The organism is Saezia sanguinis (assembly GCF_963921665.1).
Taxonomy (GTDB): Bacteria; Pseudomonadota; Gammaproteobacteria; order Burkholderiales; family Burkholderiaceae_C; genus Saezia; species Saezia sanguinis.
The window spans coordinates 94,267-114,872 of the sequence record NZ_CAWUGC010000006.1 but is presented as its reverse complement, the minus strand read 5'-3'; the positions used below and the strand labels follow the sequence as shown (position 1 = coordinate 114,872).

The following is a 20,606-nucleotide window of genomic DNA, read 5'->3' as shown; positions in this document are numbered from 1 at the left end:
CAGTGCTTTGCCGTATAACCCATATGGCATGTGCACTGCCCATGCATAAAGGCACTCTTTTATGCATGACTCTGACAAAGACAACATATGAGCCAATCTCTGATCGCTGCCCTGCAAAATCCTGCACTGTACCCCCATCCTGTTGAATCATTTCAGGTTCTTGAAACCCATATCTCCTGGGTCATTCTGACAGGGCCTTTTGCCTACAAGATCAAAAAACCGGTCAATTTTGGCTTTGTCAACTTCACCGAACTCGAAGGCCGCAAACATTTCTGCGAGCTTGAACTGCAACTCAATCAGCGGCTGACGCACGATCTTTACCTGCAAGTGCTGCCCATTACAGGCACATCGGATGCCCCGCAGCTCAACGGGACAGGCCCTGCCATTGAATATGCACTGCAAATGAACCAGTTCTCACAGGAACAGTTGCTGGTGAATCTGCTGGAACAAGGCGAGTTGAAGCCCGAATATATTGATTCGACGGCACGGCAGATTGCAGACTTTCACCTGCAAACCCCGGCAGTTCCGGTAACCCTGCCCTATGGCACACCGGAACACGTGATGGCACCGGTACAGCAGAATTTTGATCAGATCCGGCCCATGCTGAGTGACGACAAAGACCTGCAACAACTGGCCGCATTGGAGCGCTGGGCACAAGACAGCTACCAGCAGCTTGAACCTGTGCTTTCAGCCCGTAAAGCCAACGGCTTTATCCGGGAATGCCATGGCGATATTCACCTGGCCAATATGGCGCTTTTCCATGATCAGGTTGTCATTTTTGACTGCATTGAATTCAATGAAGACTTCCGCCTGACAGATGTTGCCGCCGATGTCGCATTTCTCGCCATGGATTTGCAAGCGCGCGGCCTGCATGCCTTATGCAACCGTTTTATCAACCTGTATCTGGAACGCACAGGAGACTACCAGATACTGGCTGTGTTGCCTTTTTATATGGCATACCGGGCCATGGTTCGCGCCAAAGTCAGCCTGTTTGGCATGACACCGCAAACAACGCCGGAACAGCGCGCCGCCATATTTCAACAATACCGCAATTACGCAACGCTGGCCCAGCAGCACAGCGTCACCCCAAAACGTTTTCTGAGCATTATGCATGGCATCTCCGGCAGCGGAAAAAGCCATACAGCCATGCAACTGGCAGAAGCAACAGGAGCCATCAGGTTGCGCTCAGACATCGAACGCAAACGCCTGTATGCCCGAAGTGATGATACGGTAGCCGCTTTCAATCACGGTATTTATGATCCGCGGACCAATGCAGCCACGTACGAGCGCTTGCACCAACTGGCCGCAGACATACTGCAAACGGGTTTCCCCGTCATCATTGATGCCACCTACCTGAAGCAGACCCAACGGCAAGCGGCGCAGCAAACAGCACTGGCGGCTGATGTGCCATTTCACATCATTGACTGCCAGGCGCCTGACGATGTATTGCAGGCCCGTTTGCAGCAACGGCAGGAGACATCCGCCGAACCGTCTGATGCCAACTGGGAAATTGCCCAGGCGCAACAGGCAAACCAGGAGCCTTTGAGTGCTGAAGAACTGAAGCAGGCCATACCTGTCCAAGCCAACGGCTATGAGGAAAATATCCGGCGCCTGCTAAAAGCGTTTGCCTGACTGCACCTCTTTAAAGCCCCTTAAAAATCATACACTGTTCCGGCCTTCCGAAATTCTGCTCAGCAGACATTCGGAAGGCTTTTTGATACCCGACTTTTCTTCATGACTAATACAGTCAACAACACTTATGTCTTATATAAGACTGTAAACTATCTCCACAATAACTGAACACCCACCGGGTAAGGCTTGTTCAGGATGGTTTAAGAGAAAAGAACGCCAGAACGACTGCTGAAGGAGACAACCGCACGCCCCATGAATTCGCCATGTGGATCAACTGCACAGCGGTGAATTTCATGGGGGACAGGCGGCCTGCAATAACAAGCCTGTTCCTGCTGTGTGCAACGGTTAATATCCCACGTCTTTTCTTGAAGGAACATTTGCCATGTTGCAAGCCTATCGCCAACACGCCGCCGAACGCGCCGCTTTGGGAATTCCGCCGCTACCGTTATCTGCCAAGCAAACCGCTGATCTGATCGAATTGCTGAAAAATCCCCCTGCCGGAGAAGAAAATTTTCTGCTTGACCTGATCACCAACCGCGTTCCTGCCGGCGTGGACGATGCCGCCAAAGTCAAAGCATCGTATCTGGCCGCAGTGGCTTTGGGCAAAGAAAAATCTCCTCTGATCAACCGCGCCAAAGCCACGGAACTGCTGGGAACCATGCTGGGCGGCTACAACATTTCGCCATTGATCGAGTTGCTGGACGACGCAGAAGTCGGCACCATTGCCGCAGATGGTCTGAAAAAGACCTTATTGATGTTTGACGCCTTCCACGATGTGCAGGAAAAAACCGAAAAAGGCAATGCCAACGCCAAAGCCGTGCTGCAAAGCTGGGCCGATGCCGAATGGTTCACCAGCCGGCCGGAAGTCCCCCAGAGCCTGACCATCACCGTATTCAAGGTTGCAGGCGAAACCAATACCGACGATCTGTCACCGGCACCGGATGCCACAACCCGTCCGGATATTCCGATGCACGCACTGGCAATGCTGAAAAATGCCCGACCCGGCGCACCATTCCAGCCCGAAGAAGACGGCAAACGCGGCCCGATCCAGTTCATTGCCGACCTGAAGAAACAGAACCACCTTGTGGCCTATGTGGGCGATGTGGTGGGCACAGGCTCCAGCCGTAAATCAGCCACCAACTCGGTACTGTGGTGGACCGGTGAAGACATTCCATTCATTCCCAACAAGCGCTTTGGTGGCGTTTGCCTGGGTGGCAAAATTGCGCCCATTTTCTATAACACCATGGAAGATGCCGGGGCACTGCCTATTGAGCTGGATGTTTCCCAGATGAACATGGGGGACGCGATTGAATTGCGCCCCTATGAAGGCAAAGCGCTCAAAGACGGCAAGGTCATCGCTGAATTCAAAGTCAAATCCGATGTGCTGTTTGACGAAGTACGCGCCGGTGGTCGTATTCCGCTGATCATCGGCCGCGGCCTGACCGCCAAAGCGCGTGAAGCGCTGAAACTGCCGCCCTCCACCCTGTTCCGCCTGCCTGAGCAGCCTCAGGACAGCGGCAAGGGGTATTCGCTGGCACAAAAAATGGTCGGACGTGCCTGCGGCCTGCCTGAAGGCAAAGGCATTCGCCCCGGAACCTACTGCGAACCGCGCATGACCAGCGTAGGCTCACAGGACACCACCGGCCCGATGACGCGCGACGAGCTCAAAGACCTGGCTTGCCTGGGCTTTTCTGCCGATCTGGTCATGCAATCGTTCTGCCACACAGCGGCCTATCCCAAACCGGTCGATGTGAAAATGCACCACGAGCTGCCCGATTTCATCAGCACCCGCGGCGGCGTTGCATTGCGCCCGGGCGATGGTGTGATTCACTCCTGGCTTAACCGCATGCTGCTGCCCGATACCGTCGGTACCGGCGGCGACTCGCATACCCGCTTCCCGATTGGCATCTCATTCCCGGCCGGCTCCGGTCTGGTCGCATTTGCTGCTGCCACCGGTGTCATGCCGCTGGACATGCCCGAGTCGGTGCTGGTGCGTTTCAAAGGCAAAATGCAGCCTGGCATCACGCTGCGTGACCTGGTCAACGCCATTCCGCTGCAAGCGATTAAAAATGGCCAGTTGACGGTTGCCAAACAAGGCAAGAAAAACATCTTCTCTGGCCGCATTCTGGAAATTGAAGGCCTGCCGGATCTGAAGGTGGAGCAGGCATTCGAACTCTCTGATGCGTCGGCCGAACGCTCTGCAGCAGGCTGCACGGTGCACCTGAGCAAAGAACCCATCATCGAATATCTGCAAAGCAACATCACGCTGCTGAAATGGATGATTGCCAACGGCTACCAGGATGCACGCACCCTGCAACGCCGCATCAAGAAAATGGAACAGTGGCTGGATAACCCACAGTTGTTGCAGCCTGATGCAGATGCTGAATACGCCGCCGTGATTGAAATTGACCTCGACAAAATCAGCGAACCGATTGTGGCCTGCCCGAATGACCCGGATGATGTGAAAACCCTGTCCGACGTTGCCGGCACCAAGATAGATGAAGTGTTCATCGGCTCCTGCATGACCAACATTGGCCACTTCCGTGCCGCATCCAAACTGCTCGAAGGTAAGCGCGATATTCCGGTGAAACTGTGGGTTGCTCCCCCAACCAAAATGGATGCCAAGCAACTGACCGAAGAAGGCCATTACGGCGTATTCGGCACTGCAGGTGCACGCACCGAAATGCCGGGCTGCTCGTTGTGCATGGGCAATCAGGCACAGGTGCGCGAAGGCGCTACCGTCATGTCTACCAGCACCCGCAACTTCCCGAACCGGCTGGGCAAAAATACCAATGTATACCTTGGCTCGGCAGAACTGGCAGCCATCTGCTCACGGCTGGGCAAAATCCCCAGCAAGGAAGAGTACATGGCCGACATGGGCGTGCTGACCGCCAACAGTGACAAGATTTACCGTTACATGAATTTTGACACCATGGCCGAGTACGAAAAAGCAGCGGAAACAGTCACTGCCTGAACCTGCTTTTCTCACCTGCAGCCATAAGCTGCACATCAGCTCTCAAACGCCCTCTGAACACGAGGGCGTTTTCACATCTTTCCTGACCTATGACAATACAGATTGCATGAACTGATCGTCACAACCTATCTTTATTTTAGAATGAGGCACTGATCGTTATATAATCAAAACATTATGTCTTGAGGAAGGTTTTCCCATGAAACGTCTCGATTTGCTGGACGAAACCGACCGTCAACTTATTTCGCTGTTGCAGGTCAATGCACGTGAATCCATTGCTGAGCTGGCGCGTAAACTCGGCGTCGCCCGCACCACCATCATTGCCCGCATTGAACGCCTGGAAAAAAACGAAACCATCACCGGCTACACCGTCAAACTCGGGCAGAATGTGCTGTCCTCGGAGCTGAATGCCTATGTCGGCATCACCGTGCAGCCCAAATCCAACCAGGCCGTCGTTGTGGAGCTGGAACGCATTCCGGAAATTCAACTGCTGTGCGCTGTCAGCGGCGAGTTTGATTACGTTGCATGGGTCAAAGCCATCAATCCGGAACAGCTTGACCATCTGCTCAACCAGATCGGCAATATTGATGGCGTCATGAAAACCACCACTTCAATTGTGCTGGCACGCAAAATCGACCGCAGCGCAAGCTGATTCACAATCAGGCGTGCTTCACCCGCGCTAAAAACGTTTGCGTGGCTTCCTGCTGCGGATTGTCAATTACCTGTGAAGGTGTGCCAGTCTCTACCACCACGCCATCACGCATGAAAACCACCTGGTCCGCCACCGCTTTGGCAAAAGCGATTTCATGCGTCACCAAAATCATGGTCATGCCATCTCTGGCCAGCCCTTCAATCACGGAGAGCACTTCGCCCACCAGTTCAGGGTCCAGTGCAGAAGTGGCTTCGTCAAACAACATCACATCAGGGCGCATGGCCAGCGCCCGGGCAATCGCCACGCGCTGTTTCTGCCCGCCGGAGAGCTCATCCGGGTGTGCATGTGCTTTATCCGCCAGCCCGACACGCTCCAGCAGTTGCATTGCCAGTTCCTGCGCATCGGCTTTAGCCCGCCTGAGCACTGTCACCGGCCCTTCCATTACATTTTTTAATGCCGTCATATGCGGAAACAGATTGAAATGCTGGAAAACCATCCCTGTCTGAGCCCGGAACTGCGCCAAAGCCTTATCCCCCAGCCGATGCCCTTGCAACTGGTCAAAATCGAAACGCTGCGCTCCGACCTGGATCACACCGCCATCCGGTTCGGTCAGCAGATTAATGCAACGCAGCATCGTTGATTTGCCGGAGCCGGAAGGACCAATCAGTGCCACAACTTCGCCTTTGGAGATATCCATATTGATATCGCGCAGAACCTCCAGCGGCCCAAAACTTTTACGCAAATTGCGAATAGAGATCATGCAGTTACCGTTTTTCATGATTTTTGACCGCGCATTTCCAAACGTTCGGCCCAACAGGTCACAGGAAACAGAATCAGAAAATAAATGATGGCAATTACCGTGTAAACTTCCAGCGGCCGGTACATTTCATGCAGAATCACCTCGCCCCGGTACAACAGATCGGGAACCGCCAGCACAGAAAACAGCGATGTATTTTTTAGCTGCATGATCGACTGGTTCACCAGCGGCGGCACCATGCGCTTAATCGCCTGCGGCAGCACAATGCGCCACATGACCTGCCATTTGCGCATGCCCAGTGCCTGCCCGGCCTCTTTCTGCCCTGCATCAATGGAGATGATCCCGCCACGCACAATCTCGGCATAAAATGCACCGCCATAAAGCGTCAGTGTGATAAAAGCCGCCAGCCCGGCCGAGGGCGTAATATTAAAAATAATCGGTACGGCGTAATAAATCCAGATCAGCTGCACCAGCACGGGCGTGCAACGAAATGGTTCAATGACACAACGGCATAAAATAGAAATCAGCTTATGAGGCGAAGCACGGCCCAGTCCGAAAATAACCCCGAAGATAAACCCCGAGATTGTGACTAAAACAGTATAAAGAATGGTAACACCGGCACCGCTGAGCAGCAGATTGCGATATTCCCAGATCGATTGAAAATTCCATTCATACATATGGATACCTGAACGACATCAATTTCTCATGATGCGGGACGAGATACAAACAACAACGGTTGCACACTTCTGACATGTCCTCAAACCACAGGAGAATTCCTGCATAGCCCGTTATTCAACGCCAAAATCGTGTAACGTGCAAAGCATAGCACTGTACATATAGAATGGTTTGCCAGTTGGGAATATGGCACCAATATGAACAACACATCATACAAAGTGCAGTATAAAATCAAGCTACACTTCAGCATATGCGATGTGTCACAGAAAAAAGCTGACTTGATCATCAAGCGCTGAACCGGTCTGAACACCATCATCGCATCCAAATTGATTGATTGCTTTGTATTTGCAACTGTTTTCAGGAGATTTTCATGGCTCATCGTCGTCAATTTTTAGCCACTCTGACTGCAGGTGGCTTAACCGCAGCACTGCCGTCTTTTGTATTCGCTCAGGGCGGAACTGAAAGCGCGTGGGACCGGATTCAGCGCACCAAAACCCTGCGCATTGGCGCCATTCCAGGCGCAGCGCCCTACTATCACAAAGACCTGAATTCAGGAGAGTGGCAAGGTTTCATGATTGACTTTGCCAAAAACCTTGCAGACAAACTCAAAGTCAGCCTGGACGTCAACGAAACCACCTGGGGTAATTTTGTGATGGAACTGCAATCCAACAGAATTGATATCTTCATGGGCGTCAACCCCTCGCCAGAGCGCGCCAAAGCCATCGATATCACCAATCCGCTGTTTAACAACGCATTTGTGCTGGTTGCCCGTAAAGGGTTCGAGCCTAAAACGTGGGAAGAAATCAACCAGCCCGAATGCAAGATCGCGGTGGATATTGGCTCCTCACACGACCAGTTCATCAGCAAAATGTGTCCCAATGCAACGCTGATTCGTCTCAAGAGTGCCACTGAAGCAACCATGGCAGTCCAGTCAGGCCGGGCCGATGCGCAGGTACTTGCCATTGTGCTGGCACTACGCATTTACAGCAAGAACCCCAACATCGGCAAAATCATTTTGCCGCAGCCTATTCAGACAACCACAACCAACATTGGCTTGCGCAAAGAAGAAGACAAACGCATGCTGGAATATGTTAACAACTGGATTGAAGAAATACGTGCCAGCGGCTTTGTACAAAAAACCGTACTGGCCAATCTGGAAAAATTCTCCGGTGTAACACCTGACCAACTACCGGCAGAAATCAGTTTCTAACAATTTCACAAAAAAACGATAGTGACCAAACACTATCGTTTTTTTATCTGTGCCAGACTGTTTTACCTCAAAACGCAGCACTTCAAAAAATAATTTATCAAAGGCAATGCCCACTTTCAAGTTGGAACCGTGAGCCATTTTTCTGCCTATCTTTAACAATTGCTCCATGTACCAATAATCCGACGATATTTATTCCAAATTGTCGGCGCCGGACAAATGTACAGGATGATGCTCTGACTCGGGATGAATCTGTTTTTTTGCAGGAACACATCCCCAATGTTTTGGAGTAATTCTCAAGTATAATCAAGCGCATAGCTGACACAGTCAAATACCCGTTTTGTTTTTCAGAAGCAAAACGGTTTTATATTACCCTGAGATCTGAAGCACCATCCAGGTTACTTAAAATTTATGAAGGTATTGTTTATGATAAAAACGCCTTTGGTGCGAATTGCATCTCTTGTGATTTTGGGATATGGAGGAATATCTTTCCAGGCGCATGCGCAAACAACACACCCTCCTTTTCTCGTATATTCAGGAACAAACTATCTGACAGGCGGGGACACGATTCCTTATGTGAATAGCGGTGTCTTTGGGTACGCCATTTATGCCAGCGGGTCTGGCACCAGCATCATTGTCACGGGCGGAGGCGGTATTCGCGCGGAAAGCACCAATTTAACCCAAACAGGTGTTGTTTATGCCGATCAGCAAGCCCGTATCGACCTGGGCACTGGCAGTTATATTCAAGGAGAAGGCTATAACGCCGCCGCGGGCTGGACCGGGGCCACCGGCATCTCAGCAAATAATGGCTATATAACGGCCCGCGATCTGACAATCAATGTTAAATCAGATAATCCTTACGGCGCATACGCCAATAACAATGGCGTGGTTGAATTGACCGGGCAGACCGATCTGACCGTCTACAATGCCAACAGTGCCAGTTTGAATGGTTATGGGCTTGTAAGCTCCATTGGTACTCTGACAGCAGAGAACGTCAGCCTGGTCATGGATGGAACAGGCGGCCTGTACAATGCAACGGCTTTAGGTATTTCCGCTTATGGAAACAGCGCCAGCGCCACGCAGACCAAAACCACCGTCAGCGGCCATCTGGATGTTGATATCACAGGCGGAAACATCGCCTATGTAGCATATGCCACCGGCACGAACAGTTCAGGCCAAGCGGCTCTGGTCACGATCAACTCTTTAACCGGCAGCCTGCAAGCAGCGTCAGGAGCATATGCACTTTATGCCAACAACTCCGGAAAAGTGCAGACCACGGGCGATATTGACCTGACCGTTACCGGCAATGGCTGGACGCTTGGGGTAGCTGCCATTTCCGCAGGGCAAGTGACGCTGTCCAACCCTGGGGTATCCAAATGGAACATTACCAGTAACGCCGCAATAGCCGGGGGAATTTACGCTTCGGGTGCCGGGTCGTCTGTCACCATGGGTGGGCAATCCGAATGGGATATCAGCGCCTTGAGCAGCAGCAGTGCGGTTTACGGTATCTATTCAGGCGCGGCAACCACGGTGAACCTCACAGGGCAATCCACATGGCAGCTCTCCAGTCCCAATAGCACCACAATAGCCCTGTATGCCAGCGGCGGGGGCTCCATCACCCAGACCGATAGTATAACGATCAATGCGACAGGCAATGAGGTTTACGGCATCGCATCTTTGGGTACTGGCTCCAGTATCCAAGCAGAGAATCTTCAGTTGACCGTAACAGGAACAACGCCTACTTCTAGTGCAGTTTATGCGTCAGGCAATACTGCCGCAGCACCGGGTCAGATCACGCTGACAGACAGCGTCATTCAAAGCAACACGCGCAGCATTGCCGTTGAAGACGGGCACCTGAACCTGAACCTGACACGAACACAGTTCAACGTCAATAACGGCACCGCTTTCGATGTTTCTGCCACTTCTGCAGGGGCAACTGCTTTGGTACTGAATGCCGATGCTTCCCAATTCACAGGCGCAGCGATCACAGATTCACTAAGCCAGTTTGATTTATCATTAAACAACAACAGCTATTGGGATATAACCGCATCCTCCAATCTCACCACGCTGTTAAATGATCACAGTACCGTCGCTTTCTCTTCACCTGCTGTGGGTGGTTATAAGACACTTGAGGTTTCAGGCAACTACACCGGCAACGCTGCCAACATGGTGTTCAATACCCAACTGGGGGGCGATACCTCCCCGACTGACCTGCTGCACATTGGCGCCAATGCAACCGGAACGACCTATCTGTCAATCAATAACGCCGGCGGGCTGGGGGCACAGACAAGCAAAGGTATTTTGCTTGTTCAGGTGGATGGAACCAGTGATGCAAATGCATTTACGCTTGCTTCGCCGGTACTGGCCGGCGCTTATGAATACATCCTGAACCGCGGCAGCGGCGCAGACGCACAGAACTGGTACCTGCAAAGCTTTGTATACACACTTCCGCCAGATCCGGACTCAGGCGGTTCAGACTCTGGCAATACAGACTCCGGCAAAATCTGGCTGATTAATCCCAATATGGGTGCGTACCATGCAAACCAGTATATAGCTGCAACCATGTTCAACCAGAATATTCTGGACAGGCGCAACACGGTACGCTCATCAGATCAAACCATGTGGATACGCGCCAACCACAGCGATGCCAGTACAGACCTGCTTAATGCAAGACAAAGTGCAGACATCAGCACCAGTCTGGTACAGATTGGCGCAGACCTTATCGACAAGGACAGCATTGTTGCCGGCATCTATACCGGCTATGGCAGCAGCAACGCAGACATTAAGTCCAACCAGACAGGCACCACGGCTACCGGTAAAGTCCAGGGCTACCAGGTGGGTGCTTATCTGAGCTGGTTGCCCGAAGAAAACAAAGGCCCCTACGCTGACGTATGGGCATACTACGGGTGGTATCACAATAAACTTGGCGGCGCTGCGCAACTGAGCGAAACCAAATACAACAGCACAGGCTATTCCTTGTCTGCCGAGTTTGGTTATGGCATTGAACTCAAAACCGATCACGACAAGAGCTGGATACTTGAGCCGCACGCACAAGTCATCTACAGCCATGTAGACACCGATAGTTTTTATGACAGCCACAGCACCCGGTATAGCAGCACTAACGTCAACGGCTGGCAAAGCAGACTCGGTGCACGCCTGTATGGGGTTTATACAGATGGCAAAAACCATGTTACGCCATTTGTTGAGCTGAACTGGCTGTATAACAGCATGCAGAACAAAGGGACGCTTAACTATGTCTCACTTTATTCAGACATTGCAAAAAACGTCGGGGAAATCAAATTGGGAGTTCAGGGTAAACTGACCGAATCATTGAGCCTATGGGGACATATGGGCTTGCAGAGAGGCGCTCAGGATTACCGCAGATATGATATACAGCTTGGTCTGGGATGGCAGTGGTAAATGCATATCTTATAAATAATGCCCATGCAACTGCATTTTTAATGCGGCTTTCATTTGGCGGGGAAGTCGGTGGGCAGAAAATGGTACCCTGAAAAGGATATGCAAAAGAGATAACTGGCGGAGCGGACGGGGCTCGAACCCGCGACCCTCGGCGTGACAGGCCGATACTCTAACCAACTGAGCTACCGCTCCAGTTACCCTGTATGCCATGCTGCATCAGCAGCCTTGCCACCATCATATGGTGGCGTCCCCACGGGGAGTCGAACCCCGGTTATCGCCGTGAAAGGGCGGTGTCCTAGGCCTCTAGACGATGGGGACATCGCAGAGAATTTGGAATTCTAATAAATTTTCAGTAAAAAAGCAAGTGCTGGGTTAAAGAGAATATGCTGTTTTCTTTAAAGTCAGCAGACATATTTCGCCAGGGAAAAGCCCCTGTTACCCCATGTGCAAACCGCCATTGATGGAAAAGTCTGCGCCGTTGGCGTATCCGGCCTCATCTGATGCCAGCCAGGCCACAATGGAGGCAATTTCCTGCGGCCGCCCCAACCTTTTGGCAGGTACCGCAGAAAGTATTTTATCCATGGAGTCATGGCGAATGGTCTGTACCAGTGCCGTGCCGATATAACCCGGGCTGACCGTGTTGACCGTCACGCCTTTATCAGCCACTTCCTGTGCCAGCGCCATGGTGAAGCCATGAATACCGGCTTTGGCAGTGGAATAATTGGTTTGGCCAATCTGGCCTTTCTGCCCATTGACAGAACTGATATTGATGATGCGGCCAAACCCCTGTTCGATCATACCATCGATCACCTGCTTTGTAACATGGAACAGGCTGTTCAGATTGGTGGAGAGTACGGCATACCAGTCTTCTTTGCTCATGTCGCGAAAAAAACCGTCACGGGTAATGCCTGCATTGTTGACGAGTATGCTGACCAGACCATGTTCGGCCTTGACCTTTTCAAAAGCCCGCACCGTGGAGTTCCAGTCAGCCACATCACCTACAGAAGCATGGAACTGATAGCCCAGCGTTTTTTGCTCATCCAGCCATTTCTGGTAGTCACGGCTGGGCCCGCAGCCTGCAACAACCTTGAAGTCAGCCTCGTACAGACGCTGACAGATTGCTGTCCCCAGGCTACCCATTCCAGCAGTGACATAAGCAACACGTTGATCCATATCTGTCCACATGCTCTTTTCTACGCAGCAATAGGAATTTAGACCTTTTCAAAGGCCATGCCAATTCCCATGCCACCACCAATACACAGTGCGGCCACACCTTTCTTGGCATTGCGGCGCATCATTTCGTGCAGCAGTGTCACCACAATACGGGTACCAGAAGCACCAATCGGGTGGCCCAGCGCAATTGCGCCGCCATTCACGTTGACGTTGTCATTTTTATCCAAACCCAGTTCTTTCAGCACTGCACACGATTGCGCGGCAAATGCTTCATTCACTTCATACAGGTCAACATCTTCCTGTTTCCAGCCTGCGCGTTTCAGTGTCTTTTGGATTGCGCCTACTGGCCCCATACCCATGATAGCCGGGTCCAGCCCCACGCTGCCATAGCTGACAATGCGTGCAATAGGCTTCACACCCAGTTCTTTGGCCTTCTCTGCCGACATCAGTACCACTGCGGCGGCACCGTCATTGATACCGGAAGCGTTACCGGCTGTCACCGTGCCGTTTTCTTTCACAAACGCCGGGCGCAGCTTGCCCAGTGCTTCCAGATTGGTTTTGCGGTTGATGAATTCATCCGCTTCAAACACAATCGGATCGCCTTTGCGCTGTGGAATCACAACAGGCACAATTTCATCTTTGAATTTGCCTGCATCCTGCGCGGCAATGGCTTTTTGCTGCGATGCAATGGAAAACTGATCCTGCGTTTCGCGTGTAATGTCATATTTCTGTGCCACTTTTTCTGCGGTCACACCCATGTGGTAATGCTCATAGGCATCGGTCAAGCCGTCTGTCAGCATGGTGTCCTGCAGTTTCCAGTCGCCCATGCGCTGGCCATCGCGGGAGCCGGGCAGAATGTGAGCAGAACGGCTCATGTTTTCCTGACCACCGGCAACCACCACATCCACATCACCATCACGAATCGCCTGTACAGCCAAGACAAGCGACTTCAGGCCGGAACCGCACACCTTGTTGATGGTGGTGGCTGGCACGGTATTGGGCAACCCTGCTTTCAGCGTTGCCTGGCGTGCCGGGTCCTGCCCCAGCCCGGCTGTCAGCACATGGCCCATAATGACTTCATCCACTTTATCGGCAGAGACATTCGCACGTGCCAGTGCCTCTTTGATGACCAGAGCGCCCAAATCCATGGCAGTCGTTGTGGCCAGGCTGCCTCCGAACTTGCCGATCGGAGTACGGACAGACGAAACAATAACGACTTCTTTCATAAAATTATCTCCTTGAGTAAATGAGTCAATGGCCTAAGCCGCAAGCCTCTTGCATTAAAAACAATTCCTGCTCCCGCTGAATGGATGCGGTAAGCTGTTGAAACTGCAGATCTAACTGTTTTTCTCTATGCCATTCTACCCTCTTTTTGCATTGCAAAAAAATATTTTGCACCCACATGCAAACCATTCGGGGTTCAGAGCGAAATACCCCTACGGGCACCCTGATTTTTAACGTTTCACCGGCATTCATGCATCCAGCCAGATGCATGCCGCCATGCGCCCGCTTCCACCCAGGCGCGATTGATCTCTACGGTAGGAGAAGAACAGATTTTCCTGCGTAACCGTACATCTGCCATCGGTATAAACCTGATTGACGCCTGCACGTTCCAATGCCAGCCGACCCAGCAACGGCAGATTGGCATACCACTTGCCTGATGCCTCCCCAGGCCGAAAGGCAGTTGCATTGTCGGGATGTCTCTGTATAAAAGCATCCCTGACATCATCTCCTACCTCAAACGCATCCGGCCCGATGCACGGCCCCAACCAGGCCACCACCTGATCCGGTTTTTGCTTGGTTGTTTGCAATAATTTTTGCAGTGCAACATCAATCACACCACTGGCCAGCCCGCGCCAACCGGCATGTGCTGCAGCAACGCCCCCAGGAACAGCCAGCAACACAGGCATGCAGTCGGCAGCACGTACCACGCAGGCCATGCCCGGCGTGGTGCAAAAGCTGGCATCTGCCTGCAACACCTGCCCTGCTTTTAACTGCTGGCGGATCGTTTCATCATCCAGATCAAGCGTATGTGTGCCATGCACCTGAAACATCCATGCGGATGCAACACTTTGCCCATATGCAGACAGCGTCTGCCGCAGACGGCCCAGATTTTCCTGCACGGCAAGCGGATCATCACCAGTGGCCATTCCCAGGTTCAAACTGGCGTAAGGCCCCTGGCTCACGCCGCCTGCACGGGTCGTCATCAGTGCACGAACCCCGGCAGGAGGCTGCCAGTCAGGAATAATCAACGCCTGCTCATCGATACGCATGTTCATGTGGTCTTCTCAAACAAGATGCTTCCATTCAAACGCAGGCAAATTCATTTGCCTGACGTTATAGCACTGTTACGACGCTCAGATAATCTTCACAGCCAATTCCGGCAGCCCGTCCACGTGCGCCACCAGCGCATCACCCTGCACAACGGCACCTACCCCGGCAGGTGTTCCAGTGAAAATCAGGTCGCCAGGCTGCAAAGTCCAGGCACGGGAAATCGCTGCAATGATCTCTGGTATATTCCAGATCAGTTGCTCGATAGAGCCCTGCTGGCGGCGCTGGCCGTTCACGTCCAGCCAGATGGCCGCCTGGTCAATGTCAAACACCTGGGCTGCAGGCAATATCTCACCAATGGGGGCAGACTCTTCAAACCCTTTACCAATGTCCCACGGACGCCCCTGTTTTTTCGCCTCGCCCTGAAGGTCGCGGCGCGTCATATCCAGCCCGACAGCATAGCCCCAGACATAAGCCATGGCATCCTCTACCGCAATATCTTTGCCCGCCATGCCAATGGCAATTACCAACTCCACTTCGTGGTGCAGGTTGGAGGTCAGCCCAGGATAATGCATATCCACTGTCTGGCCGCTTTTCGCTGGCAGCAACGTATCAGCAGGTTTTAAAAAGAAAAATGGCGCCTCACGCCCGCTGTGTCCCATTTCCTGGGCATGTTCTACATAATTACGGCCAACACAATAGATGCGGTGCACCGGAAACAAATGGGACTGTCCTGCAACAGGAACGGCTGCAACAGCCGGAGGATCAATGATAAAACTCACACCAAACTCCTTGCCAAGATAAAGATGATATCGTACCAATCATGCCATCTGAAGAGGGCATCGTGCATGCTGATACCCTGCTGGAATGTACATTTTCCCGGATATCGTTAAACTGTTGCTATGTCTATTGTTCCCACCATCAAATTTTGTCGCGAATGCGGCCATACCATTCATTTTGTGATACCGCCGGGCGACTCGCGCCTTCGTGCCGTGTGCCCGGCCTGTAGTGCCATTCAATACCAGAATCCGATCAATGTGGTGGGCACCATCCCCATTTGGAATGACCAGGTATTGCTGTGCCGCCGCAACATTGAGCCCCGCTATGGTTTGTGGACACTGCCCGCCGGTTTTCTCGAACTCGGCGAAACCACTTCTGAAGGGGCTGCGCGCGAAACGGTGGAAGAAGCCGGCGCCACCTTCAATATGGGCGCACTTTTTGCCGTCATGAATGTGGTTTTTGCCGGTCAGGTGCATCTTTTTTACCTGGCTCAACTGACTTCAGACCGCTTTGCACCAGGCCCCGAAAGTATCGAGGCCCGGTTGTTTTCTGAAAATGATATTCCCTGGGAGCATCTTGCATTCAGAACCATAGAAACCGCGCTCAGGCTTTACTTTCAGGACATGCAGCAACACACGCTGGGAAGCACGGTGCACACCGCCGATTTGATCAAATAGGCGGTGTATCACAGTTTCATTGTTCCTGAGCGGTTTTCACTTCGTCCTCAGCTTGCCAGATGCGGTATTTCACCTGCACCCCTTCAGGCACATACACCACAATCGGCAATTTGCTGTTATAGCGCTGCAGGCCCTGCGGCTGCATGGTGACAAAGGCTTCTCTCTTCTGCTGATCCAGACATGCCATCAACGTACCGGCGGGCCCTTTGAGCTCGTCCAGCACATAGTAGTCATAACCCCAGCCCTGCAAAGTCTCAGTGCGTAACTGCCCACCAAAAAAATACCGGTTGCAATCCACCTCAATCGTCTTGCCGATCAGCAGTTCAACCTTAGCGTCATTTTCATCGGGCAGTGCCGGCAGAAAAATAACCTGCCGTGTAAAGCCTTTTTCTGCCTCAGGATAAGGCGCAATCTCTTTGAGCGGCTGTGTTGCCATAGCGCCCTGCATCATCACAAAAGAACCCAGTGTCAATGCCAGTAAGTTTTTCATTTTATTCATCGAAACAGATCCCTTTCATTTCAGTCAATGGATATAAGAGTCCTGCCAACCGTAATGGTTCCCTCATGCAAGGTAGCCACCTTGATTTCAGCAGAAGGTACTGCTGCCGCAACCATATCGGAGTGCCGAACAGCAGACCCCGCATCACAGTGTACTATTGAAAATAACCCTGTTTGTTGCAAGTACACTGTTCTGACAGGAGATCCAATGGCCATGTGTTTCTCATGCTGATGCTGCCGCTAAACCACCGTGCATCTATGCATAGAACACCATAGAGCTTTTTCATAAACTGAACTGGTTGCCATCATATTTGTATGAAGTCCACGCAAAAAAAAGTTTCCGGTGCTGACCTGCCAACCCGCTGGCATGGCGTTGTCTTTGAATGCAAAGCCTGGGGTCTGCGTATGCAACGCGCTGTGCAGAATGTATATCACCGCATTCCGCGGCATGCCCCCGGACAGCACTTGCCAAACGGCAGGCTGTTGTCCGAATCAAGCTCCCCCTTATGGTCAGGGGAGGAAACTGCGCGCATGCTGGTTGCTGGCAAAATTCATAACCTGCGCCAGGCTGCACGGCATCTGGACGGCCTGGTCATACCGGCCGGGAAAATTTTCAGCTTCTGGAAACAGATCGGGCGGGCAACACACCAGCGCGGTTATGCTCAGGGGCGTGAACTGCGCGAAGGCTGCATCATTCCCACCGTTGGCGGCGGGCTGTGCCAGTTGTCCAACGGCATTTACGATGCCGCCCTGCAGGCTGGGCTTGAAGTTGTAGAGCGACATCGCCATTCGCAGGTCATTGCCGGATCGCTGGCTGAGCAGGACCGCGATGCCACCGTGTTCTGGAATTACCGCGACCTGCGCATACGCGCCAGCCACCCCTGGCTGCTCCAGGTCAAGATGGATGGGCGGCACCTGTCGGTGCGCATTCTGGCGGATAGGCATCAGGACAAACACATTCCTCTGGTGGCGGTGCAGCCTCAAAAACACCGTGCGCCCGATGCCATGGGCGACTGCACACAATGTGGCCGCACCGATTGCTACCTGCATGTAGGAGACATTCCGTTGCATACACATAAAACCTGGCTGGTCACCGAAGAGGAATGGCCTGAATTTACGCAATGGCGTCAGCAACAGGCTGGCAAGCAGGACAAACTGCTTTCCACTGTTGCCCAGGCAGATGCCGCCCCACCTCTGGGTACACGCATTGCCAATTTCAACTCGCGCCTGATGCGGCGCTTTCATATCTGGCGCGGCCACCCGTTGCCGGTAGCGCACAACAGCCGGTTCAGCCACATTGCGCGCAATCTGATGCGTCAACTGGATGCATCAGACACTCATCTGGTCATACCCCAATCCCTGCTGCCGTGGTTGTGGATGGCCGGAGAGCTGCGCGGGCGTGAATACGATGTGCTGATGACCGCGCTGCCCATCCCCGACATCCAGCGCAGGCTGGATGAAGCGGTACAGCTTTACCCGCAAACCACCACGTTAAGCGACTTTCGCGCTGATCAGCTCCTGATGCAGGCGGAGCAGGAAGCGCTTGCCGCTGCCAGCCACTGGGTCACACCCCATGCCGAAATACTGAAGCTGGCCGGTGCCAAAGGCATCGCCCTGCCCTGGCTGGTACCTGAATTAAAGCCCACGGCCTCTGAACAATCCGCCCCGCCCGACACCGGGCAAAAACCTAAAGTCATGCTGGCAGCCTCATCACTGGCGCGTAAAGGTGTTTACGAACTGCGCGAAGCACTGCGTACGCTGGACATGCCTGTGCAGTTGCTACTGCCGCCAGGTGCAGCAGAAACGCCAGATCTGTGGGATGGCTTCAATGTACAGCGCACAGCATCCATGCTCGAAGGCATCCGGCAGGCCGATGTGGTGGTACTGCCCGCCTGGGTGGAACATATGCCGCGCGGGCTGCTGCAGGCCATTGCATTGGGCAAGCCGGTGCTGGCCACATCGGCTTGCGGCCTGACCGCCGATCTGGCATGGACGCCTATTACGCCCGGCGATGTGGAAGGCTTAAATCAAGCGCTGACTAATGCACTCAAACCATAAGCTGGTCAAGTTGGTGGTAAAAACATTTCCTGCAAGTCACTTAGGAAATCAAATCCTTTGGCACTCGGCCTGATCTGCAGGCCATCGTTTTCCAGCAACCCCTGTTGTACAGCACGCTCCAACCGGTCAGCAACCGCCTGCACCGGCAATCCGGTGCGTTGCGTCAACAGCCGCAAGGCAACGCCTTCTTTCAAACGCAATGCATTGAGCATGAACTCAAAAGCCAGCTCGTCAGGTGCGACAACATGCTCCTGCGCCAGTGCCTGACCCTGCAATGCTTTTTGCATATACAGCATCGGATCGCGGTGTTTCACCTGCCGCACAATGCGGTCTGGAAAACTGATCTTGCCATGTGCCCCGGCACCTATGCCGATATAGTCCCCGAATTCCCAGTAGTTGCGGTTATGCGTGCATTGATGCCCGGTTTTGGCGTAGGCTGATATTTCATAACGCTGCATGCCAGCACGGCCGGTACGCTCGGTAATCAGATCCAGCATTTCGGCTGCCAGATCATCATCCGGAACCTGTGGCGGATACTTGGCAAAATAAGTGTTAGGCTCCATCGTCAGATGGTAAATGCTGATATGCGGCGGCTGATAACCCAGCGCTGTATCCAGGTCAGCGCTTAACTCATCCAGACTTTGTTCCGGTAATGCATACATCAGGTCCAGATTGAATGTGGCAAAGTGTTTCTGCACCTCTTCAATTGCAGCGCACGCCTGAGCCGCATTGTGAACACGCCCCAGCGCTTTCAGTTTTTGATCATTGAAACTCTGCACCCCCAGCGAAAGGCGCGTCACTCCCGCCTGGCTGAAGGCCTGAAAACGATCCGCTTCAAACGTACCCGGATTGGCTTCCAGCGTGATTTCACAGCCCGGAACCAGCGGCAATAAGGCCCGTAGCTGCGATAACAGCTCGTTCACACCATCAGGGGTCAGCAGGCTGGGAGTACCCCCGCCGATAAACACGCTCTGCACCGAGCGCCCCCAGACCAACGGCAGCACGGTCTGCAAATCACTTAACAAGGCATTGAGATACTTTGTTTGCGGTATACCATCGGCAGGCAATGCATGCGAATTGAAGTCACAATACGGGCACTTGCGAAGGCACCAGGGAAAATGCACATACAGTGAAAGCGGCGGCAGTTCGGTCAATGCAATGGACTGCCGTCCCTGAAAAAAAATCGGCGCTTCAGGCATGGGAGAGACTGTCTGCCCAGTAAGATTTCATCAGCGCCAGCATCTGCTGCATGGCCTGGGCCCGGTGGCTGTGCAGGTTTTTCTCGTGGGCATCCAGTTCAGCTACAGTTTTCCCCAGTGCGGGAATGAACATCAGCGGGTCATAACCAAAACCGCCATTGCCACGCAGTTCATGCAGGATTTCACCATTCCAGCGGCCGGTGGCAATCAGCGGCTCCGGGTCGTTGGCATGACGTACCGCCACCAGTGCACAGACAAACCGCGCCTGTCGGTCTGCCTGCCCCTGCATGCGTTGCAGCAGCAGTTCATTATTGGCCGCATCGCTTTTCGGTCCGCCAGGCTGTTGCGCATAACGCGCCGACTGTACACCGGGCGCACCGCCCAGCGCCTGCACGCAAATGCCGGAATCATCGGCAATGGCCGGTTTGCCGCCCAGTCTGGCGGCATGGCGTGCTTTTGTCAGTGCATTCTCCACGAAGGTGTCAAAAGGTTCCTCGGCCTCAGGTATTTTAAGATCGCCCTGCTTGAGCAAATGAAACCCCAAGGGGGATAACAATGCGTTCAGCTCCTTGAGTTTGTTCTGATTGTTGGATGCCAGGATCAGTTCCACCGTGAATGCCCCTATTCGAAATCACA

17 protein-coding genes and 2 tRNA genes are annotated in these 20,606 nt (G+C 53.0%); 7 read left to right on the top strand and 12 right to left on the bottom strand.

Translation table 11 applies throughout. The features are described 5' to 3' along the window. The first annotated feature begins 87 nt into the window (after positions 1 to 87). The 3 genes from AACY98_RS05090 (at position 88) to AACY98_RS05080 (ending at position 5,255) form a co-directional block, all read left to right on the top strand. Positions 88 to 1,632 (top strand): AAA family ATPase, encoded by a 1,545-nt coding sequence (locus AACY98_RS05090; protein ID WP_339802379.1) that lies wholly within the window; start codon positions 88 to 90, stop codon positions 1,630 to 1,632. 382 nt (positions 1,633 to 2,014) lie between these two features. Then, positions 2,015 to 4,606 carry a bifunctional aconitate hydratase 2/2-methylisocitrate dehydratase gene (locus AACY98_RS05085; protein WP_339802377.1) on the top strand — a complete coding sequence of 864 codons (2,592 nt, stop codon included), beginning with the start codon at positions 2,015 to 2,017 and terminating at the stop codon, positions 4,604 to 4,606. Between the two features lie 196 nt (positions 4,607 to 4,802). Beyond that, positions 4,803 to 5,255 (top strand): Lrp/AsnC family transcriptional regulator, encoded by a 453-nt coding sequence (locus AACY98_RS05080; protein WP_339802375.1) that lies wholly within the window; start codon positions 4,803 to 4,805, stop codon positions 5,253 to 5,255. A gap of 7 nt (positions 5,256 to 5,262) precedes the next feature. Here the strand turns inward: AACY98_RS05080 and AACY98_RS05075 are convergent, their stop codons facing one another. After that, a complete protein-coding gene (locus AACY98_RS05075) occupies positions 5,263 to 6,033 on the bottom strand; it encodes an amino acid ABC transporter ATP-binding protein (RefSeq protein ID WP_339802372.1) in 771 nt (256 codons plus the stop codon). After that, positions 6,030 to 6,689 (bottom strand): amino acid ABC transporter permease, encoded by a 660-nt coding sequence (locus tag AACY98_RS05070; RefSeq protein ID WP_339802370.1) that lies wholly within the window; start codon positions 6,687 to 6,689, stop codon positions 6,030 to 6,032. The genes AACY98_RS05075 and AACY98_RS05070 overlap by 4 nt, the downstream gene beginning before the upstream one ends. A gap of 368 nt (positions 6,690 to 7,057) precedes the next feature. Between AACY98_RS05070 and AACY98_RS05065 the strand changes: the two genes are divergently transcribed. Next, entirely contained in the window at positions 7,058 to 7,897 is an 840-nt protein-coding gene (locus AACY98_RS05065; protein WP_126978065.1) for a transporter substrate-binding domain-containing protein, read from the top strand. Here the strand turns inward: AACY98_RS05065 and AACY98_RS05060 are convergent. After that, entirely contained in the window at positions 7,874 to 8,065 is a 192-nt protein-coding gene (locus AACY98_RS05060; protein WP_339802367.1) for a hypothetical protein, read from the bottom strand. The genes AACY98_RS05065 and AACY98_RS05060 overlap by 24 nt on opposite strands. 255 nt (positions 8,066 to 8,320) lie before the next feature. Here AACY98_RS05060 and AACY98_RS05055 point away from each other — a divergent pair, with 255 nt between their 5' ends. Beyond that, the gene (locus tag AACY98_RS05055; RefSeq protein WP_339802364.1) at positions 8,321 to 11,314 is read left to right on the top strand and encodes an autotransporter outer membrane beta-barrel domain-containing protein; all 2,994 of its coding nucleotides are present in this window, start codon (positions 8,321 to 8,323) and stop codon (positions 11,312 to 11,314) included. 115 nt (positions 11,315 to 11,429) lie between these two features. On the opposite strand, the gene AACY98_RS05050 is transcribed toward AACY98_RS05055, so the two are convergent. The 6 genes from AACY98_RS05050 to AACY98_RS05025 form a co-directional block, all read right to left on the bottom strand. Next, a tRNA-Asp gene (locus tag AACY98_RS05050) sits at positions 11,430 to 11,506 on the bottom strand. A gap of 50 nt (positions 11,507 to 11,556) precedes the next feature. Continuing rightward, positions 11,557 to 11,632: transfer RNA gene (locus AACY98_RS05045), tRNA-Glu, on the bottom strand. Between the two features lie 117 nt (positions 11,633 to 11,749). Beyond that, entirely contained in the window at positions 11,750 to 12,487 is a 738-nt protein-coding gene (gene phbB, locus AACY98_RS05040; protein WP_126978073.1) for an acetoacetyl-CoA reductase, read from the bottom strand. Between the two features lie 38 nt (positions 12,488 to 12,525). After that, entirely contained in the window at positions 12,526 to 13,713 is a 1,188-nt protein-coding gene (locus AACY98_RS05035) for an acetyl-CoA C-acetyltransferase (RefSeq protein ID WP_126978075.1), read from the bottom strand. A 246-nt stretch (positions 13,714 to 13,959) separates the two neighbouring features. Beyond that, a complete protein-coding gene (gene pgeF, locus AACY98_RS05030; RefSeq protein WP_339802361.1) occupies positions 13,960 to 14,766 on the bottom strand; it encodes a peptidoglycan editing factor PgeF in 807 nt (268 codons plus the stop codon). Positions 14,767 to 14,844: 78 nt separating this feature from the next. Then, positions 14,845 to 15,540: a fumarylacetoacetate hydrolase family protein gene (locus AACY98_RS05025; RefSeq protein WP_339802358.1), complete on the bottom strand. Its 696-nt coding sequence runs from the start codon at positions 15,538 to 15,540 to the stop codon at positions 14,845 to 14,847. Positions 15,541 to 15,660: 120 nt separating this feature from the next. Between AACY98_RS05025 and AACY98_RS05020 the strand changes: the two genes are divergently transcribed. Next, complete coding sequence (locus AACY98_RS05020; protein WP_339802356.1) at positions 15,661 to 16,215, top strand: NUDIX hydrolase; 555 nt, start codon at positions 15,661 to 15,663, stop codon at positions 16,213 to 16,215. 16 nt (positions 16,216 to 16,231) lie between these two features. Here AACY98_RS05020 and eco read toward each other — a convergent pair whose 3' ends face one another. Next, positions 16,232 to 16,714, bottom strand: coding sequence for a serine protease inhibitor ecotin (eco, locus tag AACY98_RS05015; RefSeq protein WP_204250805.1), 483 nt, complete (start codon positions 16,712 to 16,714; stop codon positions 16,232 to 16,234). 314 nt (positions 16,715 to 17,028) lie between these two features. Between eco and AACY98_RS05010 the strand changes: the two genes are divergently transcribed. Beyond that, positions 17,029 to 18,771 (top strand): VanW family protein, encoded by a 1,743-nt coding sequence (locus tag AACY98_RS05010; RefSeq protein WP_339802347.1) that lies wholly within the window; start codon positions 17,029 to 17,031, stop codon positions 18,769 to 18,771. Between the two features lie 5 nt (positions 18,772 to 18,776). On the opposite strand, the gene hemW is transcribed toward AACY98_RS05010, so the two are convergent. Next, positions 18,777 to 19,970 (bottom strand): radical SAM family heme chaperone HemW, encoded by a 1,194-nt coding sequence (gene hemW / locus AACY98_RS05005; RefSeq protein WP_339802345.1) that lies wholly within the window; start codon positions 19,968 to 19,970, stop codon positions 18,777 to 18,779. Next, positions 19,963 to 20,580, bottom strand: a complete 618-nt coding sequence (gene rdgB / locus AACY98_RS05000) for an RdgB/HAM1 family non-canonical purine NTP pyrophosphatase (protein WP_339802342.1) — start codon at positions 20,578 to 20,580, stop codon at positions 19,963 to 19,965. Before rdgB ends, hemW begins: the two co-directional genes overlap by 8 nt. Positions 20,581 to 20,606: the final 26 nt, after the last annotated feature.

Coding starts and splice junctions, on each gene's coding strand:
- AACY98_RS05020 (WP_339802356.1), top strand. CDS start 15,661: ATGTCTATTGTTCCCACCATCAAATTTTGTCGCGAATGCGGCCATACC.
- AACY98_RS05010 (WP_339802347.1), top strand. CDS start 17,029: ATGAAGTCCACGCAAAAAAAAGTTTCCGGTGCTGACCTGCCAACCCGC.
- hemW (WP_339802345.1), bottom strand. CDS start 19,970: ATGCCTGAAGCGCCGATTTTTTTTCAGGGACGGCAGTCCATTGCATTG.
- AACY98_RS05090 (WP_339802379.1), top strand. CDS start 88: ATGAGCCAATCTCTGATCGCTGCCCTGCAAAATCCTGCACTGTACCCC.
- phbB (WP_126978073.1), bottom strand. CDS start 12,487: ATGGATCAACGTGTTGCTTATGTCACTGCTGGAATGGGTAGCCTGGGG.
- AACY98_RS05070 (WP_339802370.1), bottom strand. CDS start 6,689: ATGTATGAATGGAATTTTCAATCGATCTGGGAATATCGCAATCTGCTG.
- AACY98_RS05065 (WP_126978065.1), top strand. CDS start 7,058: ATGGCTCATCGTCGTCAATTTTTAGCCACTCTGACTGCAGGTGGCTTA.
- AACY98_RS05060 (WP_339802367.1), bottom strand. CDS start 8,065: ATGGAGCAATTGTTAAAGATAGGCAGAAAAATGGCTCACGGTTCCAAC.
- AACY98_RS05085 (WP_339802377.1), top strand. CDS start 2,015: ATGTTGCAAGCCTATCGCCAACACGCCGCCGAACGCGCCGCTTTGGGA.
- AACY98_RS05055 (WP_339802364.1), top strand. CDS start 8,321: ATGATAAAAACGCCTTTGGTGCGAATTGCATCTCTTGTGATTTTGGGA.
- AACY98_RS05035 (WP_126978075.1), bottom strand. CDS start 13,713: ATGAAAGAAGTCGTTATTGTTTCGTCTGTCCGTACTCCGATCGGCAAG.
- eco (WP_204250805.1), bottom strand. CDS start 16,714: ATGAATAAAATGAAAAACTTACTGGCATTGACACTGGGTTCTTTTGTG.
- AACY98_RS05080 (WP_339802375.1), top strand. CDS start 4,803: ATGAAACGTCTCGATTTGCTGGACGAAACCGACCGTCAACTTATTTCG.
- pgeF (WP_339802361.1), bottom strand. CDS start 14,766: ATGAACATGCGTATCGATGAGCAGGCGTTGATTATTCCTGACTGGCAG.
- AACY98_RS05075 (WP_339802372.1), bottom strand. CDS start 6,033: ATGAAAAACGGTAACTGCATGATCTCTATTCGCAATTTGCGTAAAAGT.